General features: G+C 59.8%; 24 protein-coding genes and 1 other RNA gene. 10 read left to right on the top strand and 15 right to left on the bottom strand.

What is annotated here, in order from left to right; all coding sequences use genetic code 11:
* Window positions 1–50 precede the first annotated feature (50 nt).
* Both CLV74_RS13815 and CLV74_RS13810 read left to right on the top strand, forming a co-directional pair.
* The gene (locus tag CLV74_RS13815) at window positions 51–758 is read left to right on the top strand and encodes a COQ9 family protein (protein WP_106265777.1); all 708 of its coding nucleotides are present in this window, start codon (window positions 51–53) and stop codon (window positions 756–758) included.
* Window positions 759–769: 11 nt separating this feature from the next.
* On the top strand, window positions 770–1,753 hold the full coding sequence (locus tag CLV74_RS13810) for an NAD(P)H-quinone oxidoreductase (protein ID WP_106265775.1): 984 nt from the start codon (window positions 770–772) through the stop codon (window positions 1,751–1,753).
* Between the two features lie 6 nt (window positions 1,754–1,759).
* On the opposite strand, the gene CLV74_RS13805 is transcribed toward CLV74_RS13810, so the two are convergent.
* Window positions 1,760–2,395 (bottom strand): ribonuclease T2 family protein, encoded by a 636-nt coding sequence (locus CLV74_RS13805; RefSeq protein WP_106265773.1) that lies wholly within the window; start codon window positions 2,393–2,395, stop codon window positions 1,760–1,762.
* Between the two features lie 130 nt (window positions 2,396–2,525).
* Here CLV74_RS13805 and CLV74_RS13800 point away from each other — a divergent pair, with 130 nt between their 5' ends.
* On the top strand, window positions 2,526–3,278 hold the full coding sequence (locus CLV74_RS13800; protein ID WP_106265771.1) for a DUF1013 domain-containing protein: 753 nt from the start codon (window positions 2,526–2,528) through the stop codon (window positions 3,276–3,278).
* A 78-nt stretch (window positions 3,279–3,356) separates the two neighbouring features.
* Here CLV74_RS13800 and CLV74_RS13795 read toward each other — a convergent pair whose 3' ends face one another.
* The 6 genes from CLV74_RS13795 to CLV74_RS13770 form a co-directional block, all read right to left on the bottom strand.
* The gene (locus tag CLV74_RS13795; protein ID WP_106265769.1) at window positions 3,357–3,701 is read right to left on the bottom strand and encodes a nuclear transport factor 2 family protein; all 345 of its coding nucleotides are present in this window, start codon (window positions 3,699–3,701) and stop codon (window positions 3,357–3,359) included.
* A 72-nt stretch (window positions 3,702–3,773) separates the two neighbouring features.
* Window positions 3,774–4,373 (bottom strand): recombination mediator RecR, encoded by a 600-nt coding sequence (gene recR / locus CLV74_RS13790; RefSeq protein WP_211299053.1) that lies wholly within the window; start codon window positions 4,371–4,373, stop codon window positions 3,774–3,776.
* Between the two features lie 4 nt (window positions 4,374–4,377).
* A complete protein-coding gene (locus CLV74_RS13785) occupies window positions 4,378–4,722 on the bottom strand; it encodes a YbaB/EbfC family nucleoid-associated protein (RefSeq protein ID WP_106265767.1) in 345 nt (114 codons plus the stop codon).
* A gap of 24 nt (window positions 4,723–4,746) precedes the next feature.
* Window positions 4,747–6,510 (bottom strand): DNA polymerase III subunit gamma/tau, encoded by a 1,764-nt coding sequence (locus CLV74_RS13780; protein WP_106265765.1) that lies wholly within the window; start codon window positions 6,508–6,510, stop codon window positions 4,747–4,749.
* A gap of 154 nt (window positions 6,511–6,664) precedes the next feature.
* Window positions 6,665–6,761, bottom strand: an RNA gene (gene ffs / locus CLV74_RS13775) — signal recognition particle sRNA small type.
* Window positions 6,762–6,804: 43 nt separating this feature from the next.
* A complete protein-coding gene (locus tag CLV74_RS13770; RefSeq protein WP_170108055.1) occupies window positions 6,805–7,446 on the bottom strand; it encodes an HAD family hydrolase in 642 nt (213 codons plus the stop codon).
* Between the two features lie 228 nt (window positions 7,447–7,674).
* On the opposite strand from CLV74_RS13770, the gene nudC reads away from it, so the two are divergent.
* Together nudC and CLV74_RS13760 are read left to right on the top strand one after the other, a co-directional pair.
* The gene (gene nudC, locus CLV74_RS13765) at window positions 7,675–8,643 is read left to right on the top strand and encodes an NAD(+) diphosphatase (protein WP_106265761.1); all 969 of its coding nucleotides are present in this window, start codon (window positions 7,675–7,677) and stop codon (window positions 8,641–8,643) included.
* Between the two features lie 43 nt (window positions 8,644–8,686).
* On the top strand, window positions 8,687–9,154 hold the full coding sequence (locus CLV74_RS13760) for an SRPBCC family protein (RefSeq protein ID WP_106265759.1): 468 nt from the start codon (window positions 8,687–8,689) through the stop codon (window positions 9,152–9,154).
* A gap of 154 nt (window positions 9,155–9,308) precedes the next feature.
* Here the strand turns inward: CLV74_RS13760 and CLV74_RS13755 are convergent, their stop codons facing one another.
* Window positions 9,309–10,142 (bottom strand): prephenate dehydratase, encoded by an 834-nt coding sequence (locus CLV74_RS13755; RefSeq protein WP_106265757.1) that lies wholly within the window; start codon window positions 10,140–10,142, stop codon window positions 9,309–9,311.
* Between the two features lie 113 nt (window positions 10,143–10,255).
* Between CLV74_RS13755 and CLV74_RS13750 the strand changes: the two genes are divergently transcribed.
* From CLV74_RS13750 to CLV74_RS13730, 5 genes are all read left to right on the top strand, one after another.
* Window positions 10,256–10,774 carry a c-type cytochrome gene (locus CLV74_RS13750; RefSeq protein WP_106265755.1) on the top strand — a complete coding sequence of 173 codons (519 nt, stop codon included), beginning with the start codon at window positions 10,256–10,258 and terminating at the stop codon, window positions 10,772–10,774.
* Window positions 10,775–10,963: 189 nt separating this feature from the next.
* Window positions 10,964–12,892 carry an extracellular solute-binding protein gene (locus CLV74_RS13745; protein ID WP_170108054.1) on the top strand — a complete coding sequence of 643 codons (1,929 nt, stop codon included), beginning with the start codon at window positions 10,964–10,966 and terminating at the stop codon, window positions 12,890–12,892.
* Window positions 12,893–12,926: 34 nt separating this feature from the next.
* Entirely contained in the window at window positions 12,927–14,081 is a 1,155-nt protein-coding gene (locus tag CLV74_RS13740) for a microcin C ABC transporter permease YejB (protein WP_106265753.1), read from the top strand.
* Window positions 14,081–15,190, top strand: a complete 1,110-nt coding sequence (locus CLV74_RS13735; protein WP_106265751.1) for an ABC transporter permease — start codon at window positions 14,081–14,083, stop codon at window positions 15,188–15,190. The genes CLV74_RS13740 and CLV74_RS13735 overlap by 1 nt, the downstream gene beginning before the upstream one ends.
* Window positions 15,187–16,779, top strand: coding sequence for an ABC transporter ATP-binding protein (locus CLV74_RS13730; RefSeq protein WP_106265749.1), 1,593 nt, complete (start codon window positions 15,187–15,189; stop codon window positions 16,777–16,779). The genes CLV74_RS13735 and CLV74_RS13730 overlap by 4 nt, the downstream gene beginning before the upstream one ends.
* Window positions 16,780–16,943: 164 nt before the next feature.
* Here the strand turns inward: CLV74_RS13730 and CLV74_RS13725 are convergent, their stop codons facing one another.
* From CLV74_RS13725 to CLV74_RS13695, 7 genes are read right to left on the bottom strand one after another with little or no spacing between them, the layout of a single operon-like run.
* Window positions 16,944–17,846, bottom strand: a complete 903-nt coding sequence (locus CLV74_RS13725) for a lysophospholipid acyltransferase family protein (protein ID WP_425430980.1) — start codon at window positions 17,844–17,846, stop codon at window positions 16,944–16,946.
* A gap of 17 nt (window positions 17,847–17,863) precedes the next feature.
* On the bottom strand, window positions 17,864–18,142 hold the full coding sequence (locus CLV74_RS13720; RefSeq protein WP_106265747.1) for an HPr family phosphocarrier protein: 279 nt from the start codon (window positions 18,140–18,142) through the stop codon (window positions 17,864–17,866).
* Between the two features lie 9 nt (window positions 18,143–18,151).
* Window positions 18,152–18,544, bottom strand: coding sequence for a PTS sugar transporter subunit IIA (locus tag CLV74_RS13715; RefSeq protein WP_106265745.1), 393 nt, complete (start codon window positions 18,542–18,544; stop codon window positions 18,152–18,154).
* 19 nt (window positions 18,545–18,563) lie between these two features.
* Window positions 18,564–19,442, bottom strand: a complete 879-nt coding sequence (gene rapZ / locus CLV74_RS13710) for an RNase adapter RapZ (protein WP_106265743.1) — start codon at window positions 19,440–19,442, stop codon at window positions 18,564–18,566.
* Window positions 19,443–19,451: 9 nt separating this feature from the next.
* Window positions 19,452–19,862: an HPr kinase/phosphorylase gene (locus CLV74_RS13705; RefSeq protein WP_106265741.1), complete on the bottom strand. Its 411-nt coding sequence runs from the start codon at window positions 19,860–19,862 to the stop codon at window positions 19,452–19,454.
* A gap of 53 nt (window positions 19,863–19,915) precedes the next feature.
* Complete coding sequence (locus CLV74_RS13700; RefSeq protein WP_245888551.1) at window positions 19,916–21,634, bottom strand: sensor histidine kinase; 1,719 nt, start codon at window positions 21,632–21,634, stop codon at window positions 19,916–19,918.
* A complete protein-coding gene (locus tag CLV74_RS13695; protein ID WP_106265739.1) occupies window positions 21,634–22,335 on the bottom strand; it encodes a response regulator transcription factor in 702 nt (233 codons plus the stop codon). Before CLV74_RS13695 ends, CLV74_RS13700 begins: the two co-directional genes overlap by 1 nt.
* Between the last annotated feature and the right edge of the window lie 70 nt (window positions 22,336–22,405).

The raw sequence follows: 22,405 nt of genomic DNA, 5'->3' as shown, positions 1-22,405 counted from the left end.
TCGGCCGCCCTATTTGTCTAGCATGGCCGCAAGACAGACAGGAGAGTCCGATGAACACGCCGTCCGATAGTGCACAAACCCAGTTGCTGGATGCGATCGTCATGCACGTTCCCTTTGACGGCTGGACCAAACCCGCCTTTGACATGGCGGTCGCAGACACCGGAATGTCCGCGGAAATGGCCAAGATCATCTGCCCGCGCGGTGCACTGGATTTGGCGGTTGCCTATCACCGTGCAGGTGACGCGCAGATGGTTCAGCGGATGCAAGAGGCTGATCTGGACGCCCTGAAAATCCGCGAAAAGATCGCGTTCGGTGTGCGCACCCGCCTTGAGCTGGTTGAGGACAAGGAACTGGTCCGTCGCGGCATGACCCTCTTCGCCCTGCCCCAACATGCGGGCGAAGGCACCAAACTGGTGTGGGAGACTTGCGACAAGATCTGGAATGCCATCGGCGACACCTCGGACGATGTGAACTGGTATTCCAAGCGGGCCACATTGTCGGGCGTCTACTCGACCACCGTGCTGTTTTGGCTTGGCGATGACAGCGAAGGCCATGAGGCAACATGGGCCTTCCTTGACCGGCGGATCGACAACGTCATGCAGATCGAGAAATTCAAAGCCCAGATGCGCAACAACCGCCTGCTGTCCAAGATGATGGCAGGGCCGAACATGATCCTTTCCAACATCCGCGCCCCGCAAGGCCGAGGCTTCCGTGATCTGCCCGGTCACGTGTCGGCGGATCAAGACACTCAGAAATAACAGGATTTTCCATGACCCAAGATATGCGCGTGATCGAGATCGCCCAAGCTGGCGGACCCGAGGTGCTGACCCCAGCCCGCAGGCCTATTCCAGCGGCGAAAGCCGGTGAGGTGGTGATCAAAGTCGCCTACGCGGGCGTGAACCGTCCTGACGCCCTACAACGGGCGGGCCTATACAACCCGCCCCCCGGCGCCAGTGATCTGCCCGGTCTGGAATGCTCGGGCACCATCAGCGCCATTGGTGAAGGCGTGTCGGACTGGAAGGTCGGCGATCAGGTCTGCGCCCTGCTGCCCGGCGGCGGCTATGCGGAATATGTGGCAACCCCTGCCGCCCACTGCCTGCCCGTCCCGCAAGGCATGAGCCTTGATCGCGCCGCCTGCCTGCCCGAGACCTTCTTTACCGTCTGGTCCAACGTCTTCCAGCGCGGCGGCCTGACTGCGGGCGAACGGTTCCTGATCCACGGCGGCTCGTCCGGTATTGGCACAACGGCGATCCAACTGGCGAACCACTTTGGCGCACGGGTCTTCGTCACCGCAGGCTCGGCCGAGAAATGTCAGGCCTGTCTGGATTTGGGCGCTGAAAGGGCGATCAACTATCGCGAAGAGGACTTCGTCGAGATTCTCCGCGCCGAGGGCGGCGCCAATCTGATCCTCGATATGGTCGGCGGCGATTATCTTCCCCGAAATGTGAAGTGTCTGGCCGATGATGGCCGCCTTGTGCAGATCGCCTTCCTGCAAGGGCCAAAGGTCGCACTGAACTTTGCTCAGGTGATGACCCGCCGTCTGACCATCACCGGCAGCACCCTGCGCCCGCAAAGCGATCTGGCCAAAGCCAAGATCGCAGCGGCCTTGCGCGAACACGTCTGGCCCCTGCTGGATGCAGGCCGCATCGGCCCCGTCATGGACAGCGAGTTCGCGCTGGAAGACGCCGCCAAGGCCCATGCCCGCATGGAAAGCAGCGGGCATATCGGCAAGATTGTGATGAAGGTCGCCTAAGGCCCTTTAGCGGATGGGATCAAACAGCGCGTCTTTCATCGTGCAGTCCTTGATCACATCCGCGCCACACGGCACAGGCGTCAGGTCTTTCGACAGACAGATGCGAACCTCTTGAATGCGGCCATCCATACAAGTGACCGTCAATTCATCAGGATCAATCGTCGGATTGACCTTAATAAACGCCTCTTCGACTAATTTCGCGGGCAGCTTCACGGACTTGTCCAGCTTGCGAAACACCGCTGGACGGGTCACGCTGTTGTAAGCGCGGCGGGCAAGGTCGAAATAGGCGTCAGCTTCCAGCCCACTACAGACCCCGTGCTTTTTCCATTGATACCACGCCAAGCCGCCATCGCCCATGATATCGGCCATGGATGCGGTCATCGCCCGCGACGGCGGACGGGCGGTCGTGCGGCAATAGGACGGCCAGCCCCGATGGAACTGGGGCCACAGGCCGTGCAGGCTCCACCCCAGATCGGTGTCACACTGAGGCGCATCACGGGCATCCCCTTCGATCGCGCACCAGTTGGGGCTCCAGCTAAGGGCCATCACATAATAATCGAACTCTCCAGCGGGTTCACCGTCCGCCAAGGTGGGCGTTCCCCACATCCCTGCCCAAACAAGCAAAGCAAAAATCAAACGCATAGGCTCTTTTCCTTCAACACAATTCACGCTATATGGGCTGCCAGTTCCCCTAACAAAGTGAACCCGTTCCGCAAATACCGGAACAGCCCGCAGCCGGGCGACGGGGAAAATATACTCAAGGAGTGACGATATGGGCAAACCGATCATGGCGAAGGCAACGGCCGTCTGGCTCGTTGACAACACCACGCTAAGCTTCAAGCAGATCGCGGATTTCGTCGGACTGCACGAACTGGAAATTCAGGGCATCGCAGATGGTGATGTGGCTGGCTCGGTCCGTGGCTTTGACCCGGTCGCGAACAATCAGCTGGACCCCGAAGAGATCAAGCGCGCCGAAGCGGACCCGCTGTACAAACTGCGCCTGAAATTCAACGCCGCCGCTCAGGGCGAGGAAAAGCGCCGTGGCCCGCGCTACACCCCCCTGTCCAAGCGTCAGGACCGTCCCGCGTCGATCCTGTGGCTGGTCAAGTTCCACCCGGAACTGGCGGACAGCCAGATCGCCAAGCTGGTCGGCACCACCAAACCGACCATCGCCGCTATCCGCGAGCGGACCCACTGGAATATCGCCAACATCCAGCCGATCGATCCGGTCGCTCTGGGCCTGTGCAAACAGTCGGAACTGGACACCGCCGTTCAAAAAGCCGCTGAAAAGCGCCGCGCAGAAGGCGTGATGACCGACGACGAGCGTCGCAAACTGGTCAGCACCGAGCAAAGCCTTGCCATGGAAGACGAACCCCGTCTGCCCAGCGGCATCGAAGGCTTTGAAACATTCGGCCTGTCGAACGACGACGACGAAAAAGACAACTTTGATGAAAGCCGCAGCGCGGACAGCTTCTTCAACCTGCCCGGTGGCAAGGACGACGAAGACGAGGACGAACAGCCCTGATCTGGCACCCATCAAGAAAACAGCAAAAACCCGGCTTCTTGGCCGGGTTTTTTCATTTTAACAAAAGTGTAGTGTGCCCTAATCCAGTGCATTCCGGTGATGGGCGATCATCTGCCAGCGGTCGCCACTACGGCAATAGGTCGAGCTACACAGCGCGCGATACACGCGGCCCTCCGCCTCGGCCCGAGCCTCATAGGCCAGCACAAAGCAATCCCCGTGCTCCAGAGAGATTTCATCAGAAAAGCTGACCTGATCCCAGCGATCAGCATCGCCCAAAACACTCAGAACGTCTGCACCATGCACGATCCCTCGCGCCTGAGGCAGCACCATAACCGCATCTTTCGCGACGCGGAGCTTGCAAAAACTTGAGGGTGACAGCCAGAACTCGATCTCGTCGCGCCACCGGTCGTCTTCGATAGACATAATAAAAAGGCCTTTAACTTGCATTCATGACTGTGAACGCACCGGCCCGTTTAAAGTTCCGAAAAGTTAAAATTAGATTGATTTACGTGCGCGTAGAGCCGCCGAAATCGTCCCATCGTCCAGATAATCCAGCTCTCCGCCGATGGGGACGCCCTGCGCCAGTGACGTCAGGCGCACCTGACCTTCCAACTGATCAGCGATGTAATGGGCGGTGGTTTGGCCGTCCACAGTGGCGTTCAAGGCCAGAATGACCTCGCTCACACCTTCTTCGCGGACACGGGTGACCAATTGGGGAATACGCAGGTCCTCGGGGCCGATATCGTCCAGCGCCGAAAGCGTGCCGCCCAGAACGTGATAGCGGCCAGCGAAGGCCCCGCCTCGCTCCATGGCCCACAGATCACCCACATCCTGCACCACACAGATTTCGCCAGTGGCACGCTTGTCGGACAAACAGATTTCACAAAGATCAGAGGTGCAGACATTACCGCAGCGCAGGCATTCCCGCGCTGTCGCCGCCACCTTTGACATCTGTTCGGCAAGCGGCGCCAAAAGCTGCCCCCGCTTGCGGATCATTTGCAAAACGGCACGCCGAGCCGAGCGGGGCCCAAGCCCCGGCAACCGCGCCATCATCTCGATCAGCGCCTCAATATCCCGCGTGCCGTCCAATGCCATACCCTCAGAGCGGCAGGTCCATGCCCGCAGGCAGACCCATGTCTTCGGCCAGCTTGTTCATCTCTTGCTTGGCACGTTCCTGCGCACGCGTCTGCGCATCGGTAATCGCTGCAAGGATCAGGTCTTCGACCACTTCTTTCTCTTCGGCGTTGAAGATCGAGGGGTCGATGTCCAGCTTGGTCACCTTGCCTTTGGCGTTCGCGGTCGCCTTCACCAGACCGGCACCAGCTTCGCCCTCGACCATCATATTCGCCATGTCTTCCTGCAACTGGGCCATTTTGCCCTGCATTTCCTTGGCAGCTTTCATCATCTTGGCCATGTCACCCATGGCGCCCAGATTCTTGAACATCGGGTTTCTCCTGTTCAGGGTCCGTTACTGATCCTCGAAGGGATCCCACTCGTCATCCACTTCGGGCAGGGCTTCGGCAAATGCCTCGGCGGCCTGCGCCTGCGGAGTTTTGATCTCTGAAATCGCAGCGCCCGGAAATTGCGCCAGCACTGCCGCCACCAGCGGATGCTGCGCTGCCTGAGCGCGCAAGGCACGGGCTTCGGCATCCCGCTCTTCGGCGATGGTCTCGGCCCCACCGTCCTTCACCACGATCACCGCCCAACGGGCGCCGGTCCAGCGCTGCAATTGCTGGCCAAGACGCTGCGCCAGATCGGCGGGCGCCTGTTCTGTCGGCTGGAACTCGATCCGGCCGGGGCTGTATTTGGCAAGGCGGAAATAGTTCTCGACCTCGATCAACAGCTTGACGTCACGGCTTTCCCGCAACAGCGCCACCACAGCGTCAAACGTTGGATAAAGCGCATGGGCATCCAGCGCCTCTGCAGCCGGTTGCGCCCCGCCGCCCCGCATCATCGTCGCGCCACCGGAAGGGGCCTGCGCCGTCGGGGGCATCAAGCCCCGCGCCGTCACACTGCCGCCACCTGTGGGCACGGCGCCGCTTCCGTTCGAACCACCGGGCCGGGGTGGATCGCTTTGCAGCTTGCGCACCAGATCTTCGGGGCTTGGCAGGTCCGCCACATGGGTCAGGCGAATGATCGCCATCTCTGCCGCCATCATAGCGTTAGGTGCGGCGCTCACTTCTTCCAGCGCTTTCAGCAACATCTGCCACATCCGCGTCATGGCACGGATCGGCAACCGAGCCGCCAGATCCACCCCGCGCCGACGCTCATCAGGGCTAATGGTCGGGTCTTCCGAGGCATCCGGCGTGATCTTCACCACACTGATCCAATGGGTAATCTCGGCCATGTCCCGCAGCACCGCCAGCGGGTCTGCCCCGTCTGCATATTGCGCACCCAGTTCAGTCAGGGCTCCGCCCGCATCACCGGCCATTACCATCTCGAACAGGTCCATCACGCGGCTCCGGTCTGCCAGACCCAGCATCGCCCGCACCTGCTCGGCAGTTGTTTCGCCCGCCCCGTGGCTGATCGCCTGATCCAGAAGCGACGTCGCATCCCGCGCCGACCCTTCCGCCGCACGCGTGATCAGCGCCAGCGCGTCATCGGCAATCTCAGCGCCTTCCGCGCCTGCGATCTTGCGCAGCAGGGCAATCATCACCTCAGGCTCGATCCGCCGAAGATCAAACCGCTGACAGCGCGACAGGACCGTTACAGGAACTTTCCGGATTTCAGTGGTCGCAAAGATGAACTTCACATGGGCCGGAGGCTCCTCCAGCGTCTTGAGCAGCGCGTTGAACGCACTGTTCGACAGCATGTGAACTTCGTCGATGATGTAAATCTTGTACCGCGCCGAAGCCGCCCGATAATGAACGCTGTCGATGATCTCGCGAATATCACCCACACCCGTGCGCGAGGCCGCGTCCATCTCCATGACATCTACGTGCCGGCCTTCCATAATGGCCGTGCAATGCTCACACTGGCCACAAGGCTCGGTCGTCGGCCCACCGGTCCCATCGGGCCCGATGCAGTTCATGCCTTTGGCAATGATCCGCGCCGTGGTGGTCTTACCCGTGCCCCGAATGCCGGTCATGATAAAGGCCTGCGCAATCCGGTCCGCCGCGAAGGCGTTCTTCAACGTGCGCACCATCGCATCCTGCCCCACCAGATCGGCAAAGGTCTCGGGACGGTATTTGCGCGCCAGCACCTGATAGGCGGTCTGTCCGGTTTCGCTCATAAGGCCTCACAATTCTCACGGGCCAAACCTATGCGCGGGCCTGTCAAACGTCCAGCGCTGCAGCTTTCATCTTGGCAAAAATACCTTGGGGGAGTCGCGCCAAAGCGCGACGGGGGCAAAGCCCCCGCACATCGCGGCTATCACTGTCGTGAAAGGTGAGAGGTTGAACAGCGACCCGAACGGGGCTCGTTGCGGCTGCTTCCTTCCGGACCTGACCGGGTTGGCGAGGCGCTCGCCCGCGCCAACCTCTCAAGGCCTCATTTAGGACGTCAAAGCCACCGATGCAAGAGGTGATCAGACCTCAATCCCTGCCCATTCCAGCCCCGACGCCAGATCATCCGCGACAAAATGGGCAAACCGGCGGGAACTGGGAATCACATCAGGCACCTGAACCACAGTCAAACCTGCGGCAAATGCCGCCTCGGCGCCGGTCTCGGAATCCTCGAACGCCAGCGCCCGCTCAGGCGCGACACCCAGCTTTTCAGCGGCCAGCAGATAAGGGTCTGGCGCAGGCTTGGCGCGCTCTACATGAGCCACCGTCACCACCACATCGAAATGAGCATCCAACCCCGATTTGGCCATCTTCAACGCCGCCTCATCCAGTTGCGAGGATGTGGCAATCGCCTTGGGCAAGCCCGCGCGATCCACAGCGGCCAAAGCCTCCATCAGCCCCTTCTTGTGCGGAATACCTTCAGCATAAAGGGCATTCACCCCCTCCAGCCAATGACGGTTGATGCTCTCCAGATCGATATCGCCATAGAAATCCCGCAGGATCTGCCCGCCAGTGCCTTTGTCTTTTCCGACGAGCTGATGAAACAAATCCTCATCCAGCGCGATCCCGTGGGCCTCGAACGCGGCGCGGCCCGCTTGCCAGCCAAGAGCCTCGGTGTCGATCAAGGTTCCATCCAGATCGAAAATCACTGCATCGAATTTCATCAATCTCTCCAACACGCCGCCAGTCACTACACACATCGCGCGCAGGCAGCGTTACCGCTATCATCCACGCTTTGCACCCGATAGCACAATGAAGGCGCAGGTAAAATGCAGCTTTCCCGCCATCGCCTGTGGCAAGATATCTTCGTAAAGAGTGCATCTAATAAAGCCCAAATCGTTGCCGCGCCCGCCGCCTCGTGCGAAGAAGCCAGAGCAAGCGGGAGAAGACACATGAAATTGGCCGAAACCGTCACCTTCGGAGGATCGGGTCTGGACCGCGCCGCTCATCTGCGCGCGGACAAAGCCGCGATAGAGGCCGCGCTCAGTGCCGTGACAACGCGCCATCTGGTCATGTGGCGCGGCAAACCTCTGGTGGTACAGCCTGATCTGGACCGACTTGCAGTCCTGCCCACAGGCCATCCCCTGTTAAAAGCCTGCACCGGCGAACAGATTTTCCTTGGGCGCGAGGGCGAGGACGCAATCTTCATCCACGACCTTGGCAACTGGTGGCCCGAAGGGCTGGACGCCAGCGCCCTCGGTGGCTTTTTCGACCAGACCGAACAACACCACCCCGCTGCGGATGACGGCCACGTCTTCGCCGAACTACGCGGCGTCATGACCCGCCTCAGCCCTCGCGATGCGGAATTGGCGGCAACGGCTCGAGCGATGTTCGAATGGCACCGCCGCCACGGCTTTTGCGCCGCCTGCGGCCAGCTCTCGCACATAGAACACGGCGGCTGGCAACGCGGCTGCGAAGGCTGCCACGCCACCCATTTCCCGCGCACCGATCCGGTGGTGATCATGTTGATCACTCATGGCAACTCGGTCCTATTGGGACGCTCACCCGGCTGGCCAGAGGGCATGTACTCCCTCCTCGCAGGCTTCGTAGAGCCCGGCGAAACCCTTGAGGCCGCCGTCCGCCGCGAAGTGCTGGAAGAGGCGGGAATCACCGTGGGCAGCGTCACCTATTTGGCCAGCCAGCCCTGGCCCTTCCCCGCCAGCCTGATGATGGGATGCATGGGCGATGCCACCAGCGACCAGATCCGAATCGACCCCGCCGAGTTGGAAGACGCAATCTGGGTCAGCCGCGAAGAGGTGGCCCGCGCCTTCATAGGGCAACATCCGACCATTCACCCCGCCCGCAAGGGCTCTATCGCCCAGTTCTTGTTGGAACATTGGCTGTCGGATCGGTTAGACTAACGCAACAGCATCGATTTTTTGATTACGACGGAATACCACCACGATGAAATTCAGCACGCGCGAAGATATCGACCTCCCCATCGAAGAGGTTTTTGCCCATGTCAGTGATCTGGAGCAGTTCGAGCGTGCAGCCCTGCGCAGGGGAATCATCGTACGCCGCTCTGATGAAACCGCGCCGATCGCGCCGGGCACAACCTGGACCATCGACTTCAAGATGCGCGGCAAGGAGCGCCAGATGACCGCCACACTGCTGGCCATCACCGCCCCTGATTCTTTCAGCTTCGCAGGCCGCGCTGGCGGGATTGAACATACACTACTCATTGACCTGACCGCCCTGTCGCGCAAACGCACGCGCCTGTCGATGGATCTGGAACTCAAACCCCGAACCCTCTCGGCCCGCCTGATGATCCAGTCCTTCAAACTGGCCAAGGCGAATCTGACCAAACGCTTCAAGAAACGGGCCTACGAATACGCGCGCGAGATCGAGAAATCCGCCTCCCGCGTCGCCTGAACTTTTTGTTATTAAATTGAAAAAGGCACCCCAACGGGTGCCTTTTACTGTTTACATTGTCCCTGCCCGCCAATCGGCAAACCGCAGGCTTCATCTAGGCGAAAATACCTCGGGGAAGGCCGCAGGCCGGGGGCAGAGCCCCCGACAACAGTCCTTACCCGCGCGGTCGATCAGACGGGTATACCCCAAGCACGCGGATATGGTCGGTGAAGTAATTCAACTCTTCCATCGCCAGCTTGACGTTTTCATCCTCGGGATGACCCTCAATATCCGCGTAGAACTGGGTCGCGGTGAACTGGCCGCCGACCATGTAGCTTTCCAACTTGGTCATGTTGACACTGTTGGTCGCAAAACCGCCCATCGCCTTGTAAAGCGCCGCGGGAATGTTGCGGACGCGGAACACGAAGGTGGTCATCATCTTGCCCTCGCCGCGACGGCTCAAATCAGGCTCGCGCGCCATGATCAGGAATCGGGTGGTGTTGGTGCCCTCGTCCTCGATATCCTTGGCCAGCACATCCAGACCGTAGATTTCGCCCGCCAGCTCGCTGGCAAGTGCGGCGTCACTGGGTTTATTGCGCTCGGCGATCACGCGGGCAGAGCCTGCGGTATCCGCGCCAGTGATCCGCTTGATGCCATGCTCGGTCAGGAAACTGCGGCACTGCCCCAGCAGCATCGGGTGCGACGTGGCGGTTTTCACCTCTTCCAGCTTGGTTCCTTTGACGGCCAGCAAAGTGATTCGGACGCGGACAAAGGCCTCGCCGACAATGTGCAGGCCGGATTCGGGCAACATGTGGTGAATGTCCGACACTCGGCCATAGGTCGAGTTCTCGACCGGCAGCATGGCAAGGTCAGCCTGCCCCGAACGAACCGCTTCGATGGCATCTTCGAAGGTTGCACAAGGCAAAACGTCGAAATCAGGGCATGCTTCGCGGCATGCCTGATGGGAATAAGCCCCCAGTTCCCCCTGGAAAGCGATGCATTTTGTCATGTTTTCGGTCCATTTCTGCGGTTTCGGTCGTTTGGTCGCGGTAACTACACCTTGCGTCCCTAGGGGGGAAGCGCATATGAAGCCGCAATAGCTAACGATACGAGACGCGAGCCATGCTTGATACGATGACCTTCACCAAGGTACTGGGCGGATTTTGCGGCGCCTTTCTGATTTTCCTTCTGGGCAAGTGGGTCGCCGAGGAGATCTACCACGTGGGTGGTGGTCACGGCGACGAGCACGCACAGGGCTATATGATCGAAGTTGCTGACGCCGGTGGCGCTGGCGAGGCCGAAGAAGGCCCTGACTTCGCAACCCTTCTGGCCAGCGCAGACGCAGGCAAGGGCGAAAAAGTCTTCAAGAAGTGCGCGGCATGTCACTCGGTCGCAGACGGCGAAAACAAAACCGGTCCGCACCTTCACGCGGTCGTCGGTCGCGCAATCGACAGCGTTGCGGGCTTCGCCTACTCGGGCGCCCTGCTGCAAGTCGGCGAGACCTGGACCCCCGAGGCACTGGACCACTTCCTGACCAACCCCAAAAGCGCCGCCCCCGGCACCGCGATGGGCTTTGCTGGTCTGAAAAGCGTCGAAGACCGCGCCAACCTGGTGGCCTACCTGCAGAGCACTGCAAACTAAGCCGATCACCAGATCGCAGAGATTTGAAAAGGGGTGGTTTTCGGACCGCCCCTTTTTTTATGCATTTTTTCGCATGCAAAGGGCGGGTTCACGGGAACTCACACATCCTCGACTTGAAACCCCCTGCCTTCCCCCGTTAGCGTCCTGTCCTATATTGTCGTGACAGCGACATGTCTTAGGAGGAACAGGATGATCCACCCCCGCCACGGCGCGCGTACCGCAATCGCCCGAACAATGGCCCGCCCCGACCCGCGCAACCCGATGCGCCGCGTTCTGATGGCAGGTCTGCTAGGGCTGGGGGTTTTGTCCGTTGCCAGCTACGCCCGCGCCCAAGAGGCCGAGCAAAAGATCATCAAGACCCACGCCTATTCCTTCTGGAGTGCGCCGAAGTACCCTGCTGACTTTCCGCATCTGGACTATGTGAACCCCGATGCCCCCAGAGGTGGCGAGATTTCGGTTTCCGCCGAAGGCACCTTCGACAGCATGAACCCCTATTCCCGCAAGGGCCGCGCAGCGGCTGGTGGCGGCATCCAGTACGAATCCCTGCTGGAAGACACCGCCGACACCATGGAGGAATCCTATGGTCTGCTGGCAGAAAGCCTTGAATACCCCGAGGACATGTCGTGGGTGACGTTCCACATCCGCCCTGAGGCACGTTTCTCGGACGGATCGCCCGTCACGGCGGACGATGTGGTCTTCAGCCACAATCTGATGATGGAACAATCCCTGCAAAGCTACCGCGAGGCAGTCAGTAAGCGGGTCATCGGCGTGGAAAAGCTGGATGATCTGAGCGTCAAGTTCACCTTCGCCCCTGACATTCCCCGCCGTGCCCTGATCGATCAGGTCGGTGGCGCGCCTGTGTTCTCGAAAAAATGGTTCGAAGAATCGGGTGCCCGTCTGGACGAAAGCCGAATGGAGATGGGCATCGGTTCGGGCCCCTACATTCTGGAAGGCTACGACATCAACCGCCGCGTGACCTATAAGCGCCGCGAGGATTACTGGGGCTATGATCTGCCGATCAACAAAGGTCGTCACAACTTTGACCGCATTCGTTATGAATATTTCGCGGACAGCAACGCCGCGATGGAGGGGTTCAAGGCCGGTGCCTATACCTTCCGTCAGGAAAACAGCTCTCGCTCTTGGGCCACGTCCTATGATTTCCCGAACATGCGCGACGGTCATGTGGTGAAAACCGAGCTGCCAAACGGCAACGTGCCTGCGGCTGCGGGCTTTGTGTTCAATCTGGACAAACCGAAATTCCAAGACATCCGCGTCCGTGAAGCAATCGGGCTGGCCTATAACTTTGAATGGACCAACGCGCAGGTGCAGTATGGCCTGTTCCGTCAGCGCAACTCGTTCTTCGAAAACAGCCCCGTCGCGGCCCAAGGGGTGCCGGAAGGCGCAGAACTGGCCCTGCTGGAGAAATACAAAGACGTCCTGCCCGAAGGGATCCAAACCGCCGAGCCTGTGATGGCCCATACTTCTGGCGACAGCCAGCTGGACCGCCGCAATCTGCGCAAGGCGTCAAAGCTGCTGGAAGAGGCAGGCTGGATCGCTGGTGATGATGGTATCCGCCGCAAGGATGGCCAGACCCTGAAGCTGGAAATTCTAGAGGACACTCCGACCTTCGACCGGATCGTCCTGCCCTACATCGAGAACCTGAAGGCTTTGGGTGTGGAAGCGGTCTACAACCGCGTGGACCCTGCGCAATACACCAATCGCCGCCGCGATCGCGACTATGACATGATCTACACCGCCTACACGATGTTCGAACGTCCCTCGACCGGTCTGGCGCAGCAGTTCGGCTCGGCGGATGCGGCCTATAGCCTGTTCAACCCCGCAGGGCTGGCGAATGAGGGCGTAGACAAGCTGATCGACGAGATCGTGGCCAGCACCACCGACGAGCAGATCAAGCCCGCTGTCAGCGCGCTGGACCGCGTTCTGCGGCAAGAGCGGTTCCTGATCCCCACATGGTTCAACGACAGCTACTGGGTAGCCTACTACGATATGTACGAACATCCCGCAGAACTGCCCCGTTTCGATATGGGTTCCATGGACTGGTGGTGGTACAACGCCGAAAAGGGTCAGGCCCTGAAAGACGCGGGCGTTCTGCGCTAAGGCCCTGAACGATAAAAGAAAGAGAGCAGGCTAGATGGGTGCCTATATCCTCAGGCGATTGCTGTTCGTGATCCCGACGTTGTTCGGGATCATGCTGGTCAACTTTGCCCTCACCCAGTTTGTGCCCGGTGGCCCGATCGAACAGGCCATCGCCCGCTTTCAGGGCGAAGGCGATGTCTTCGAAGGCATCGCAGGTGGCAGCAATGACGTGAACATCGGATCGGGTGAAAGCGAAAGCGCCTACCTTGGCGCCCGCGGCCTGCCCCCTGAAATGATCGCTCGACTGGAAATCGAATACGGCTTCGCCCGCATCGTCTGCACGGACGGGTTCGAAGGCACCCCTGACCTCAAGCACCCCGAGTGCGAAAAGGAAATGATCCCGCTGCTGGAACGCTTCGGCATCATGATCTGGAACTACCTGCATCTGGACTTTGGCGAGAGCTTTTTCCGCGACGCGCCGGTCTTTTCAATCGTGATGGAAAAGATGCCGGTCTCAATCACCCTTGGCCTGTGGTCGACCATCATCGCCTATGTGGTCTCGATCCCTCTAGGGATCAAAAAGGCCGTTCGCGATGGCAGCAGCTTTGACGTGTGGACCAGCAGCGCCATCATCGTCGGCTATGCCATCCCGGGCTTTCTGTTCGCAATCCTTCTGATTGTTCTGTTTGCAGGGGGCAGCTACTGGCAAATCTTCCCGCTAAGGGGGCTGACCAGCGACAACTGGGACAGCCTGTCCCTTGGCGCAAAGATCGCCGACTATTTCTGGCACATCACCCTGCCGGTTCTGGCAGGCACGATCAGCGCCTTTGCGACCCTGACCCTGCTGACCAAGAACAGCTTTCTGGACGAGATCAAAAAGCAGTACGTCATGACCGCCCGCGCCAAGGGCCTGTCGGAAAAATCCGTCCTCTACGGCCACATCTTCCGCAACGCGATGCTGATCGTGATTGCGGGTTTTCCCTCGGTCTTTATCGGCGTCTTCTTCGGTGGCAGCCTGATCATCGAGACCCTGTTCTCGCTGGATGGCCTTGGCCGTCTGGGGTTTGAGGCCGCCGTGGCCCGCGATTACCCCGTGATCTTTGGCACACTGTTCGTCTTTGGCCTGATCGGCCTTGTGGTCGGCATCCTGTCGGACCTGATGTATGTGGCGGTTGATCCGCGCATCGACTTTGAACGGAGGGAAGGCTGATGGCTCTGTCTCCGCTGAACCAGCGCCGCTGGCGGAACTTCCGCGCCAACGGGCGGGCGTTCTGGTCGCTGATCATCTTTATCCTGATGTTCGGCCTGTCCCTCTTTGCCGAGTTTCTAGCCAACGACAAACCGATCCTCGTCCGTTATCAGGGCGAACTGTACGTGCCCGTGCTGAAATTCTACCCCGAAACCACCTTTGGCGGTGATTTCCGGACCGAGGCCATCTACCGCGACGTAGAAGTCCAGTGTTTGATCACCACCGGTGGCTCTGAGGCCTGCTGGGACGATCCCGAAGGTTTCATGCAAGAGGCGCAGGAAAACGGCACAGTCGAGGGTGAGGCGGTTGAAACCGGCTGGATGATCTGGCCGCCCATCCCCTACAGCTACGACACCCCCAACGACATTGGCCGCGCCGCTCCCAGTCCGCCCGATGGCGATCACTGGCTTGGCACCGATGACACCACGCGGGACGTGCTGGCACGGGTGATCTACGGCTTCCGCCTGTCGATCATCTTTACCCTGATCGTGACCGCGCTGGCCTCGGTCATCGGGATCATTGCAGGCGCTGTCCAGGGGTTCTTTGGCGGCTGGCTGGACCTGATCTTCCAGCGGGTGATCGAGATCTGGGGCGCGACGCCCTCGCTCTACATCATCATCATCATGTTCGCGATTTTGGGGCGCAGCTTCTGGCTGTTGGTGTTCCTGACCGTACTGTTCAGCTGGACCTCTCTAGTGGGGGTTGTCCGCGCCGAATTCCTGCGGGCGCGCAATCTGGAATACGTCCGCGCCGCCAAGGCACTGGGGGTCGGCAACTGGACCATCATGTTCCGCCACATGCTGCCCAACGCTATGGTCGCCACCCTGACTATGATGCCCTTCATCATCACCGGCACCATCAGCACGCTGGCGGGTCTGGATTTTCTGGGCTTTGGCCTACCCTCCTCGGCCCCGTCTTTGGGCGAGCTGACCCTGCAAGCCAAACAGAACCTTCATGCCCCGTGGCTTGGCTTCACCGCCTTCTTTACCTTCGCCATCATGCTCTCGCTGCTGGTCTTCATCTTTGAAGGCGTGCGCGATGCCTTCGACCCAAGAAAGACCTTCAAATGACGCATGTATTGGAGGTCGATAACCTGCAAGTGGCCTTCCGCCAGGACGGTCAGACATTCAAAGCCGTCAAAGGCGTGTCCTTCACCGTTGAAAAGGGCGAAACCGTCGCGCTGGTGGGCGAATCCGGCTCGGGCAAATCCGTGACGGCCCTGTCTACCGTCCAACTGCTAGGAGATTCTGCCGAAGTCAGTGGCGCAGTGCGCTATCAGGGGCAGGACATGGTCACCGCCTCGGAAAAGACCCTGCGACAGGTGCGCGGCAACGGCATCAGCTTTATCTTCCAAGAACCGATGACCTCGCTCAACCCGCTGCACACGCTGGAAAAGCAGCTGGGGGAAACGCTGGCCCTGCACCAAGGGATCATCGGCGCGCAGGCCCGCGACCGGATCATTGAGCTTTTGACACGGGTTGGCATTCGCGACCCCGAAACCCGCCTTGGCAGCTATCCGCACCAGCTGTCCGGTGGCCAGCGCCAGCGTGTGATGATCGCTATGGCCTTGGCCAACAAGCCGGACCTCTTGATCGCGGACGAACCCACAACCGCGCTGGACGTCACCATTCAGGCGCAGATTCTGGACCTGCTGGCGGAATTGAAAAAGGCCGAAGGTCTGAGCCTGCTGTTCATCACCCATGATCTCGGGATTGTGCGCAAGATCGCCGACCGTGTCTGCGTCATGAAGAACGGCGAGATTGTCGAAGCCGGTCCCACCGCCGAGATTTTCGCCAACCCCCAGCACCCCTATACCCAGATGCTGCTGGCTGCCGAACCCAAGGGCGTGGCCCTACCTGCCCCTGAGGACGCACCAGAGGTCCTGAAGACCCAGAACCTGCGGGTCTGGTTCCCCATTCAGGCGGGCCTTCTGAAACGCACTGTAGGCCACGTAAAGGCAGTCAACGATCTCAGCCTGACCCTGCGGGCGGGAGAGACCCTTGGCATCGTCGGGGAATCCGGCTCGGGCAAAACCACCGCCGCCCTTGCGGCCATGCGCCTGATCGACAGCACTGGCGGAATCTACGTCAGCGGACAGGATGTGCGCCGCTTCAGCACCAAAGAACTGCGCCACCTGCGGCGGGACATGCAGATCGTCTTCCAAGACCCCTTCGGCAGCCTCAGCCCCCGTATGACCTGCGCTCAGGTCATCGCCGAGGGCCTTGGCGTCCACAAAATCGATAGCCACCGCAGCAAAGACGAACTAGTGGCCGAGATCATGACCGAAGTCGGCCTTGATCCCGCAACCATGCACCGCTACCCGCACGAGTTCTCTGGCGGCCAGCGCCAGCGGATCGCCATCGCCCGCGCTATGATCCTGCGGCCCAAACTGCTGGTTCTGGACGAGCCTACCTCAGCGCTGGACATGACTGTACAGGTTCAGATCGTCGACATCCTGCGCGATCTGCAGCAGAAATACGGGCTGGCCTACCTCTTTATCAGCCATGACCTTCGGGTCGTCCGCGCTCTGTCTCACAAAGTGATGGTCATGCGAAACGGCGATGTGGTCGAAACCGGCACCGCCGAAGACGTCTTTACCGCCCCAAAAACCGAATACGCACAAGCCCTTCTGGCAGCCGCCTTCGCCCACGCAAGCTGAGCCCCGAAACAAAAAGCGCATGGAACCTGAGCCCTGCGCCTTTTGAGTATTTAGATCAGGAGAAGCGCAGCCAAATATGCTTCTTTATTGTGAAAATACTCACAGCTCGCGCGCACCGCACGGGCCAGATATGAGTATTTATGCAATAAAGAAGAAACAGGCGCTTAGCGCTTCTTGCCCAGTGCAAGTGTCTGCTCGCGCAGCCAAGCCATAAACCCGCGCGGATTGCTGGACCATTCCTTAATGGTATCGCGATCGATCATTTCCCCAACCACAGGGGCCTGCGGCTTGTTCAGGGCGTGGCACACTTCGTAAAGCAATAAGCCCTGACGCATTGTCGCCGATATCCGGTTCGCCATCTGGTACCAGCGCGAGTTTGCACCGGGGAAATAGATGGGCAGCACCTGCGCATTCGAGCGCTGGATCATTTTCGCAGTGAAGGGGTTCCATTCGCGTTCGACCGGATCGCCCATCAGCGTGTCCGATGAAGCGACAACGCCCGACGGGAACAGCGCGATTACGCCGCCGTCTGCCAGATGCGACATGGCTTTCTTGCGCATCTCAAGGTTCTGCTGCAGCGCGTCCTCTTCGTGGGCGAAGGGGACGGGGATCATGAATTCGTCGATCTCGCCCACGCCGGTCAGAAGCGAGCGGGTCAGGATCTTGTAGTCGGTCCGGCGGCGACCGATGAGTTCGGCCAGCACCATGCCATCCACCAGCCCATGAGGGTGGTTGGCGACGATAATCAGCGGGCCGGTTTCCGGAATGCGGTTGATCTGTTCTTGCGGGGTGGTCAGGGGGATACCCATCACATCCAGAGCCTGTTTCCAGAACGGCTGGCCATGGGGCACGCCCATCGCCTCGAACTTGCGGATCAGGCGTAGAAGGCGGAGTTTGCCGGTCAGAAACTCCATCGTCTGGATCGTGATCCGCTGGAACGGATTGTCGAAGGTGGTCGCATAGGACAGACGGCGCCCGTCATAGGCCTGATCTGCCAGATTGCCCCCATCCCCCTGCCCTTTAAGCTGGGTGGGCGCAGAGCCCTTCTGATCCAGAGTGTCGTGCAAATGAAGTTCTCCGCGGCCTACATGTCTTCGCCGAACCGGTCGGCTACCAGCGCCTGAAGCGCATCTGCCAGTTCTTGCGCCTGCGGGCCGCGGGTTTCAACATCAATAAACGTGCCTTTCGACGCAGCCAGCATCAAAAGTCCCATGATGCTGTCGCCAGAGGTGTAATTCCCCCCGTGCGAGACTTCGGCGTCGGCGTCGAACTCTTCAACGACCTCAACAAACTTAGCCGAGGCACGAGCGTGCAGGCCTTTGACGTTCACAATTTCGAACTGGCGGGAAATGGTTTCTGACATCGGTGTTCTCTAGTCGGCGCTGACATCGCAGCTGTCGATATATTTACGGCCTGCGGTCAATGCGCATTGGGCAGCCTCTGGAACCGTGCGATGACGGCTTTTGGCCAGCTTGATCAGCATCGGAAGATTGGCGCCGTAGAGGATGCGTCGGTTCTTCGCCGCACAGGCCATCAGGCTAAGGTTCGAAGGCGAGCCTCCGAACATATCCGTGACAACGATCACCCCATCGCCGCCATCAACAGAATCCGCTGCAAGGCAGATTTCTTTTTGTTTTTGTCCGCGGTCATGATCCGGTTCAATCGAAATGGCGCGGATACCCTCTTGGTGCCCCACCACATGTTCGACAGCAGCCAGATACTCTTTGGCCAACCCGCCATGCGCGACGATCACGATACCGATCACGTCTGTTCCACTTTACCTATTACGAGTGCACAGATGCGTGCCTCTCCAGTTCCCGATGTCTAATTGACACCTGCCATCCGGCGGTTGCAAGGGCTTTGAACAGGTTTTCTGCAAGTGCAACCGAGCGGTGTTGCCCCCCGGTACAGCCAAAGCCGATCGAGAGGTAGGATTTGCCCTCTCGGGAGTACTGGGGCAACAAAAACTCAACCAGATCGTGCACTTTTGAAAAGAATTCCTCGTAATTCGGATCTGCCCCTACGTAAGCCTGCACCTCCGGGTCGCGACCGTTCATCTTACGTAACGAAGGTTCCCAGTAGGGATTGTTCAGGAAACGGCCATCGAAAACCATGTCCAGCCCTCGGGGTGTGCCGCGTTTGAAGCTGAATGATTCTACCGAAACCGACAGCCCGCCGTTGGTTTCGGGATCAAACCAGCGCGAGATTTCAGCCCGCAGATCGTGGGGCGTCAGTTCAGAGGTATCGATCAGCACGTCGGCACGGCTGCGGACCGGTTGCAGGATTTCCAACTCGCGGGCGATGCCTGCCTCGGCGGTTTCCTCGGGGGATAAAGGGTGGCGGCGGCGGGTTTCGGAATAGCGGCGCACCAGCACGTCGGCGCGGGCATCCAGATAGACCAGACTGACGTTCCATCTGGGATCTGCACTCAGGGTATCCAGCGCCTCGATCAGGGCACCAAGGCTGAAATCGCGGTTGCGCACGTCGATGCCCAAGGCCAGTGGACGGGCCGCCTGAGCCTCGTTCATCAGGTGGGGAACAAGGCGCAAAGGCAAGTTGTCGATGATCTCGTAGCCTAGATCTTCCAAAGCATGGATGGCGGTCAGGCGACCAGCGCCAGAGGGGCCTGTGACCAGCAAAATGCGCGGCGTTTCCTGTGACATTGTCCACCCTTAGTCGATTGTGCCCTCTGATCTAAGGTATTGCACAAGCGCTGCGGGGACATAAGCCCCTTCGATCCGTTTCAGGTGCCGAATAGGGTTTCCAAGAATGCAAATTGAGCGGACCTCAGGCAGCCGTTCTGTTTCTGTCTGGCTCAGATCCATGATCGCGCAAAGGGCGGCGGGCGGGGCCGCAGGAACGGGCAGGATGCCGATGCCCCGCGCCTCGATCATACCGCGGATGGTGTCGGGGCATGAGGCAATGATGCACCCATCTTCGCGGTGCAGAATGGTGCGGTCATCAGCAATTAGGCCAGCGCCCAAAGCCATCATTTGCAGTGCCAGCGCGGATTTCCCCGCGCCAGAGGGGCCGGTGATCAGCAGCGCCCGTCCATCCACCGCCACAGCAGACCCGTGAACCATGACGGGGCCGTCATGGTCACAGAGCTGATCAAGGGACAGGCTTTTCACCGCGCTTACAGGGGCAGACCGACGACAAAGCGGGCACCCAGCGGCTCATCGTCCAGATCGCCTTGGGGCTGGCGGATATTCTCGGCCCAGATGACGCCGCCATGTGCCTCAACGATCTGCTTCGAGATCGCCAGACCCAGACCGGAGTTATTGCCGAACTGGCCTACGGGACGGTGCGAATAGAACCGCTTGAAGATCTTGGTCAGGGACTGTTCGGGAATACCGGGGCCGGTATCCTCGACCACCACCAGAACGCGATTGTCCCGCTGACGGGCCCAAACGCGGATCGCATCGCCCTCTTCGCAGAAAGAAATCGCGTTGGTGATCAGGTTGACGAAGACCTGCGCCAGACGGGCCTCAAGCCCTTGAATAATCACGGGGCCTTCGGGCAGGTCCGAGATAAAGTCGATGCCCTTACCGCGCGCATCCTCGCCCAGATACTGGATCAGGTTCCCCAGCATCTGAAGCAGGTTGAACTGTTCCTCATCTTCGCGGACCAATTCGCTGTCCAGACGCGACGCATTCGAGATGTCGCTGACCAGACGGTCAAGACGGCGCACGTCATGTTCGATCACATCCAGCAGCTGTTCCTGCTGTTCAGGGCGGCGGGCGACGCGCAACGTGCCCACAGCAGAACGCAAGGACGCCAGCGGGTTCTTGATTTCATGGGCCACGTCGGCGGCGAACTGTTCGTTGCTGTCGATCCGCTCATAAAGCGCCGCCACCATGCCGCGCAGCGCCTCTGACAGGCGGCCAATCTCATCGGGACGCGCCGACAGATCGGGGATGCGTACACGGCCAGGACTATAGCGGGTGCGGTTGCGGTCACGGCCGATCTCGGCCGCGGCGGCCAGATCGGACAGCGGGTTAGCGATGGTCGAAGCCAGAACAAGGCTAAGACCGATGGACACGATCAGCGCCACGATGAACATGCGCAGCACGCGTTCGCGTTCAATGCTGACCAGACGGTCAATCTCGCCGGTGGCGCTGGCGATTGCCACCGCGCCGACCTGCACACCTGCGACCTCAACGGGCGTGGCGACGGTAAAGATCGTCTCGCCATTTGCACCCACGCCCGAAGCCATGCGGGTCTGCGCGATGCGGGCACCACCGATCATGTCGCGCACGATGTCTTCGGATCGCAGCGCGCTGGTCATCTCGTCCGTGGGCGAGAACAGCTGCACCATCCAACCCCAGATCGCCTCAAGCCCGTCAGTGACGTAGGTCTTCCCCTCGGCCCGAACCTGCGCCTCGCTATGGGGACGCAGCCCCTTTTCGACGGTGACAAGGTTGCCCTGCCCGTCAAAAACGTAAACCTCGGTGCCTTCATAGAGGTCCAGCTGACGCAAAACCTGCGCCACATCCAAACCCGTGGCACCACCCACACGCGAATCACCCGTGTTGCCCATCTGCATTTCGATGATGTCGGCGACCAGTTCCGCCTCGGCCACGAGGTTGCCAGCGCGCTGTAGCGCCAGACTGTCGCGGCTGGGGTTCAGGTACAAAATACCTGCAAGCAGAACAATCAGACCAAGCAGATTGAAGGTGATGATTTTGCGGGCCAGAGGCGAGGTATTGATCGCGAACCAGCCACGCTTTGTGGCTGACTTACGTTCAACCAAATCACGCAAAGCGTCCGGAGAGACATAGTCATCCCCGAGCATAACATCAGCCGATTGCGCCATGCGCCGTTCAGCTGTCGCAGCCTTGTCGATCTGGTTCATTACTCCTCGTTATACCGGTAGCCCACACCATAAAGCGTCTCGATGGCCGAGAACTCCTGATCGACCATCCGCATCTTCTTGCGCAGGCGCTTGATGTGGCTGTCGATGGTCCGGTCGTCCACGTAGACCTGATCGTCATACGCTACATCCATCAGTTGGTCACGGCTTTTTACAAAGCCCGGGCGCTGTGCAAGTGCTTGCAACAAAAGGAATTCTGTAACTGTAAGCGACACATCCTCACCCTTCCAGGTCACCGCGTGGCGCAGGGGATCCATGGTCAGCTGGCCACGAACCAGCACTTTGCTTTCCTCGACCTCGCCGGTGGCGTCCGAGTTCAGAGCATCCTGACGGCGCAGCAAAGCGCGGATACGCTCGACCAGCAGACGCTGGGAGAAAGGCTTTTTCACATAGTCGTCGGCACCCATGCGCAGACCCAAAACCTCATCGATTTCGTCATCTTTTGAGGTCAGGAAAATAACGGGCATCGAGGTCTTTTTGCGCAGTCGCTGCAGCAGATCCATCCCGTCCATGCGGGGCATCTTGATGTCCAGAACAGCCATGTCGGGCAGCTTCTTTTCGAAGGCGTCCAGCGCCGCCTGACCGTCATTATAAGTTTCGACTTCGAAGCCCTCGGCCTCAAGCGTCATAGCGACGGAAGTCAGGATGTTTCGATCGTCATCGACCAGGGCGATCTTGGACATAAACGTTTCCTTGTACTGCACGATTATTTTTTCTTACATTTATGCCGTTCTTTCGCGTGGGTCCGCAATC

Origin of the sequence: Donghicola tyrosinivorans, from assembly GCF_003003355.1 — a bacterium.
GTDB lineage: Bacteria > Pseudomonadota > Alphaproteobacteria > Rhodobacterales > Rhodobacteraceae > Donghicola > Donghicola tyrosinivorans.
This window is presented reverse-complemented; position numbering and strand designations above follow the sequence as displayed.

Excerpts from the sequence above, each read along its gene's own strand:
- CLV74_RS13815 (WP_106265777.1), top strand. The coding sequence starts at position 51 with ATGAACACGCCGTCCGATAGTGCACAAACCCAGTTGCTGGATGCGATC.
- CLV74_RS13810 (WP_106265775.1), top strand. The coding sequence starts at position 770 with ATGACCCAAGATATGCGCGTGATCGAGATCGCCCAAGCTGGCGGACCC.
- CLV74_RS13805 (WP_106265773.1), bottom strand. The coding sequence starts at position 2,395 with ATGCGTTTGATTTTTGCTTTGCTTGTTTGGGCAGGGATGTGGGGAACG.
- CLV74_RS13800 (WP_106265771.1), top strand. The coding sequence starts at position 2,526 with ATGGGCAAACCGATCATGGCGAAGGCAACGGCCGTCTGGCTCGTTGAC.
- CLV74_RS13795 (WP_106265769.1), bottom strand. The coding sequence starts at position 3,701 with ATGTCTATCGAAGACGACCGGTGGCGCGACGAGATCGAGTTCTGGCTG.
- recR (WP_211299053.1), bottom strand. The coding sequence starts at position 4,373 with ATGGCATTGGACGGCACGCGGGATATTGAGGCGCTGATCGAGATGATG.
- CLV74_RS13785 (WP_106265767.1), bottom strand. The coding sequence starts at position 4,722 with ATGTTCAAGAATCTGGGCGCCATGGGTGACATGGCCAAGATGATGAAA.
- CLV74_RS13780 (WP_106265765.1), bottom strand. The coding sequence starts at position 6,510 with ATGAGCGAAACCGGACAGACCGCCTATCAGGTGCTGGCGCGCAAATAC.
- CLV74_RS13770 (WP_170108055.1), bottom strand. The coding sequence starts at position 7,446 with ATGAAATTCGATGCAGTGATTTTCGATCTGGATGGAACCTTGATCGAC.
- nudC (WP_106265761.1), top strand. The coding sequence starts at position 7,675 with ATGAAATTGGCCGAAACCGTCACCTTCGGAGGATCGGGTCTGGACCGC.
- CLV74_RS13760 (WP_106265759.1), top strand. The coding sequence starts at position 8,687 with ATGAAATTCAGCACGCGCGAAGATATCGACCTCCCCATCGAAGAGGTT.
- CLV74_RS13755 (WP_106265757.1), bottom strand. The coding sequence starts at position 10,142 with ATGACAAAATGCATCGCTTTCCAGGGGGAACTGGGGGCTTATTCCCAT.
- CLV74_RS13750 (WP_106265755.1), top strand. The coding sequence starts at position 10,256 with ATGCTTGATACGATGACCTTCACCAAGGTACTGGGCGGATTTTGCGGC.
- CLV74_RS13745 (WP_170108054.1), top strand. The coding sequence starts at position 10,964 with ATGATCCACCCCCGCCACGGCGCGCGTACCGCAATCGCCCGAACAATG.
- CLV74_RS13740 (WP_106265753.1), top strand. The coding sequence starts at position 12,927 with ATGGGTGCCTATATCCTCAGGCGATTGCTGTTCGTGATCCCGACGTTG.
- CLV74_RS13735 (WP_106265751.1), top strand. The coding sequence starts at position 14,081 with ATGGCTCTGTCTCCGCTGAACCAGCGCCGCTGGCGGAACTTCCGCGCC.
- CLV74_RS13730 (WP_106265749.1), top strand. The coding sequence starts at position 15,187 with ATGACGCATGTATTGGAGGTCGATAACCTGCAAGTGGCCTTCCGCCAG.
- CLV74_RS13720 (WP_106265747.1), bottom strand. The coding sequence starts at position 18,142 with ATGTCAGAAACCATTTCCCGCCAGTTCGAAATTGTGAACGTCAAAGGC.
- rapZ (WP_106265743.1), bottom strand. The coding sequence starts at position 19,442 with ATGTCACAGGAAACGCCGCGCATTTTGCTGGTCACAGGCCCCTCTGGC.
- CLV74_RS13705 (WP_106265741.1), bottom strand. The coding sequence starts at position 19,862 with ATGGTTCACGGGTCTGCTGTGGCGGTGGATGGACGGGCGCTGCTGATC.
- CLV74_RS13700 (WP_245888551.1), bottom strand. The coding sequence starts at position 21,634 with ATGAACCAGATCGACAAGGCTGCGACAGCTGAACGGCGCATGGCGCAA.
- CLV74_RS13695 (WP_106265739.1), bottom strand. The coding sequence starts at position 22,335 with ATGTCCAAGATCGCCCTGGTCGATGACGATCGAAACATCCTGACTTCC.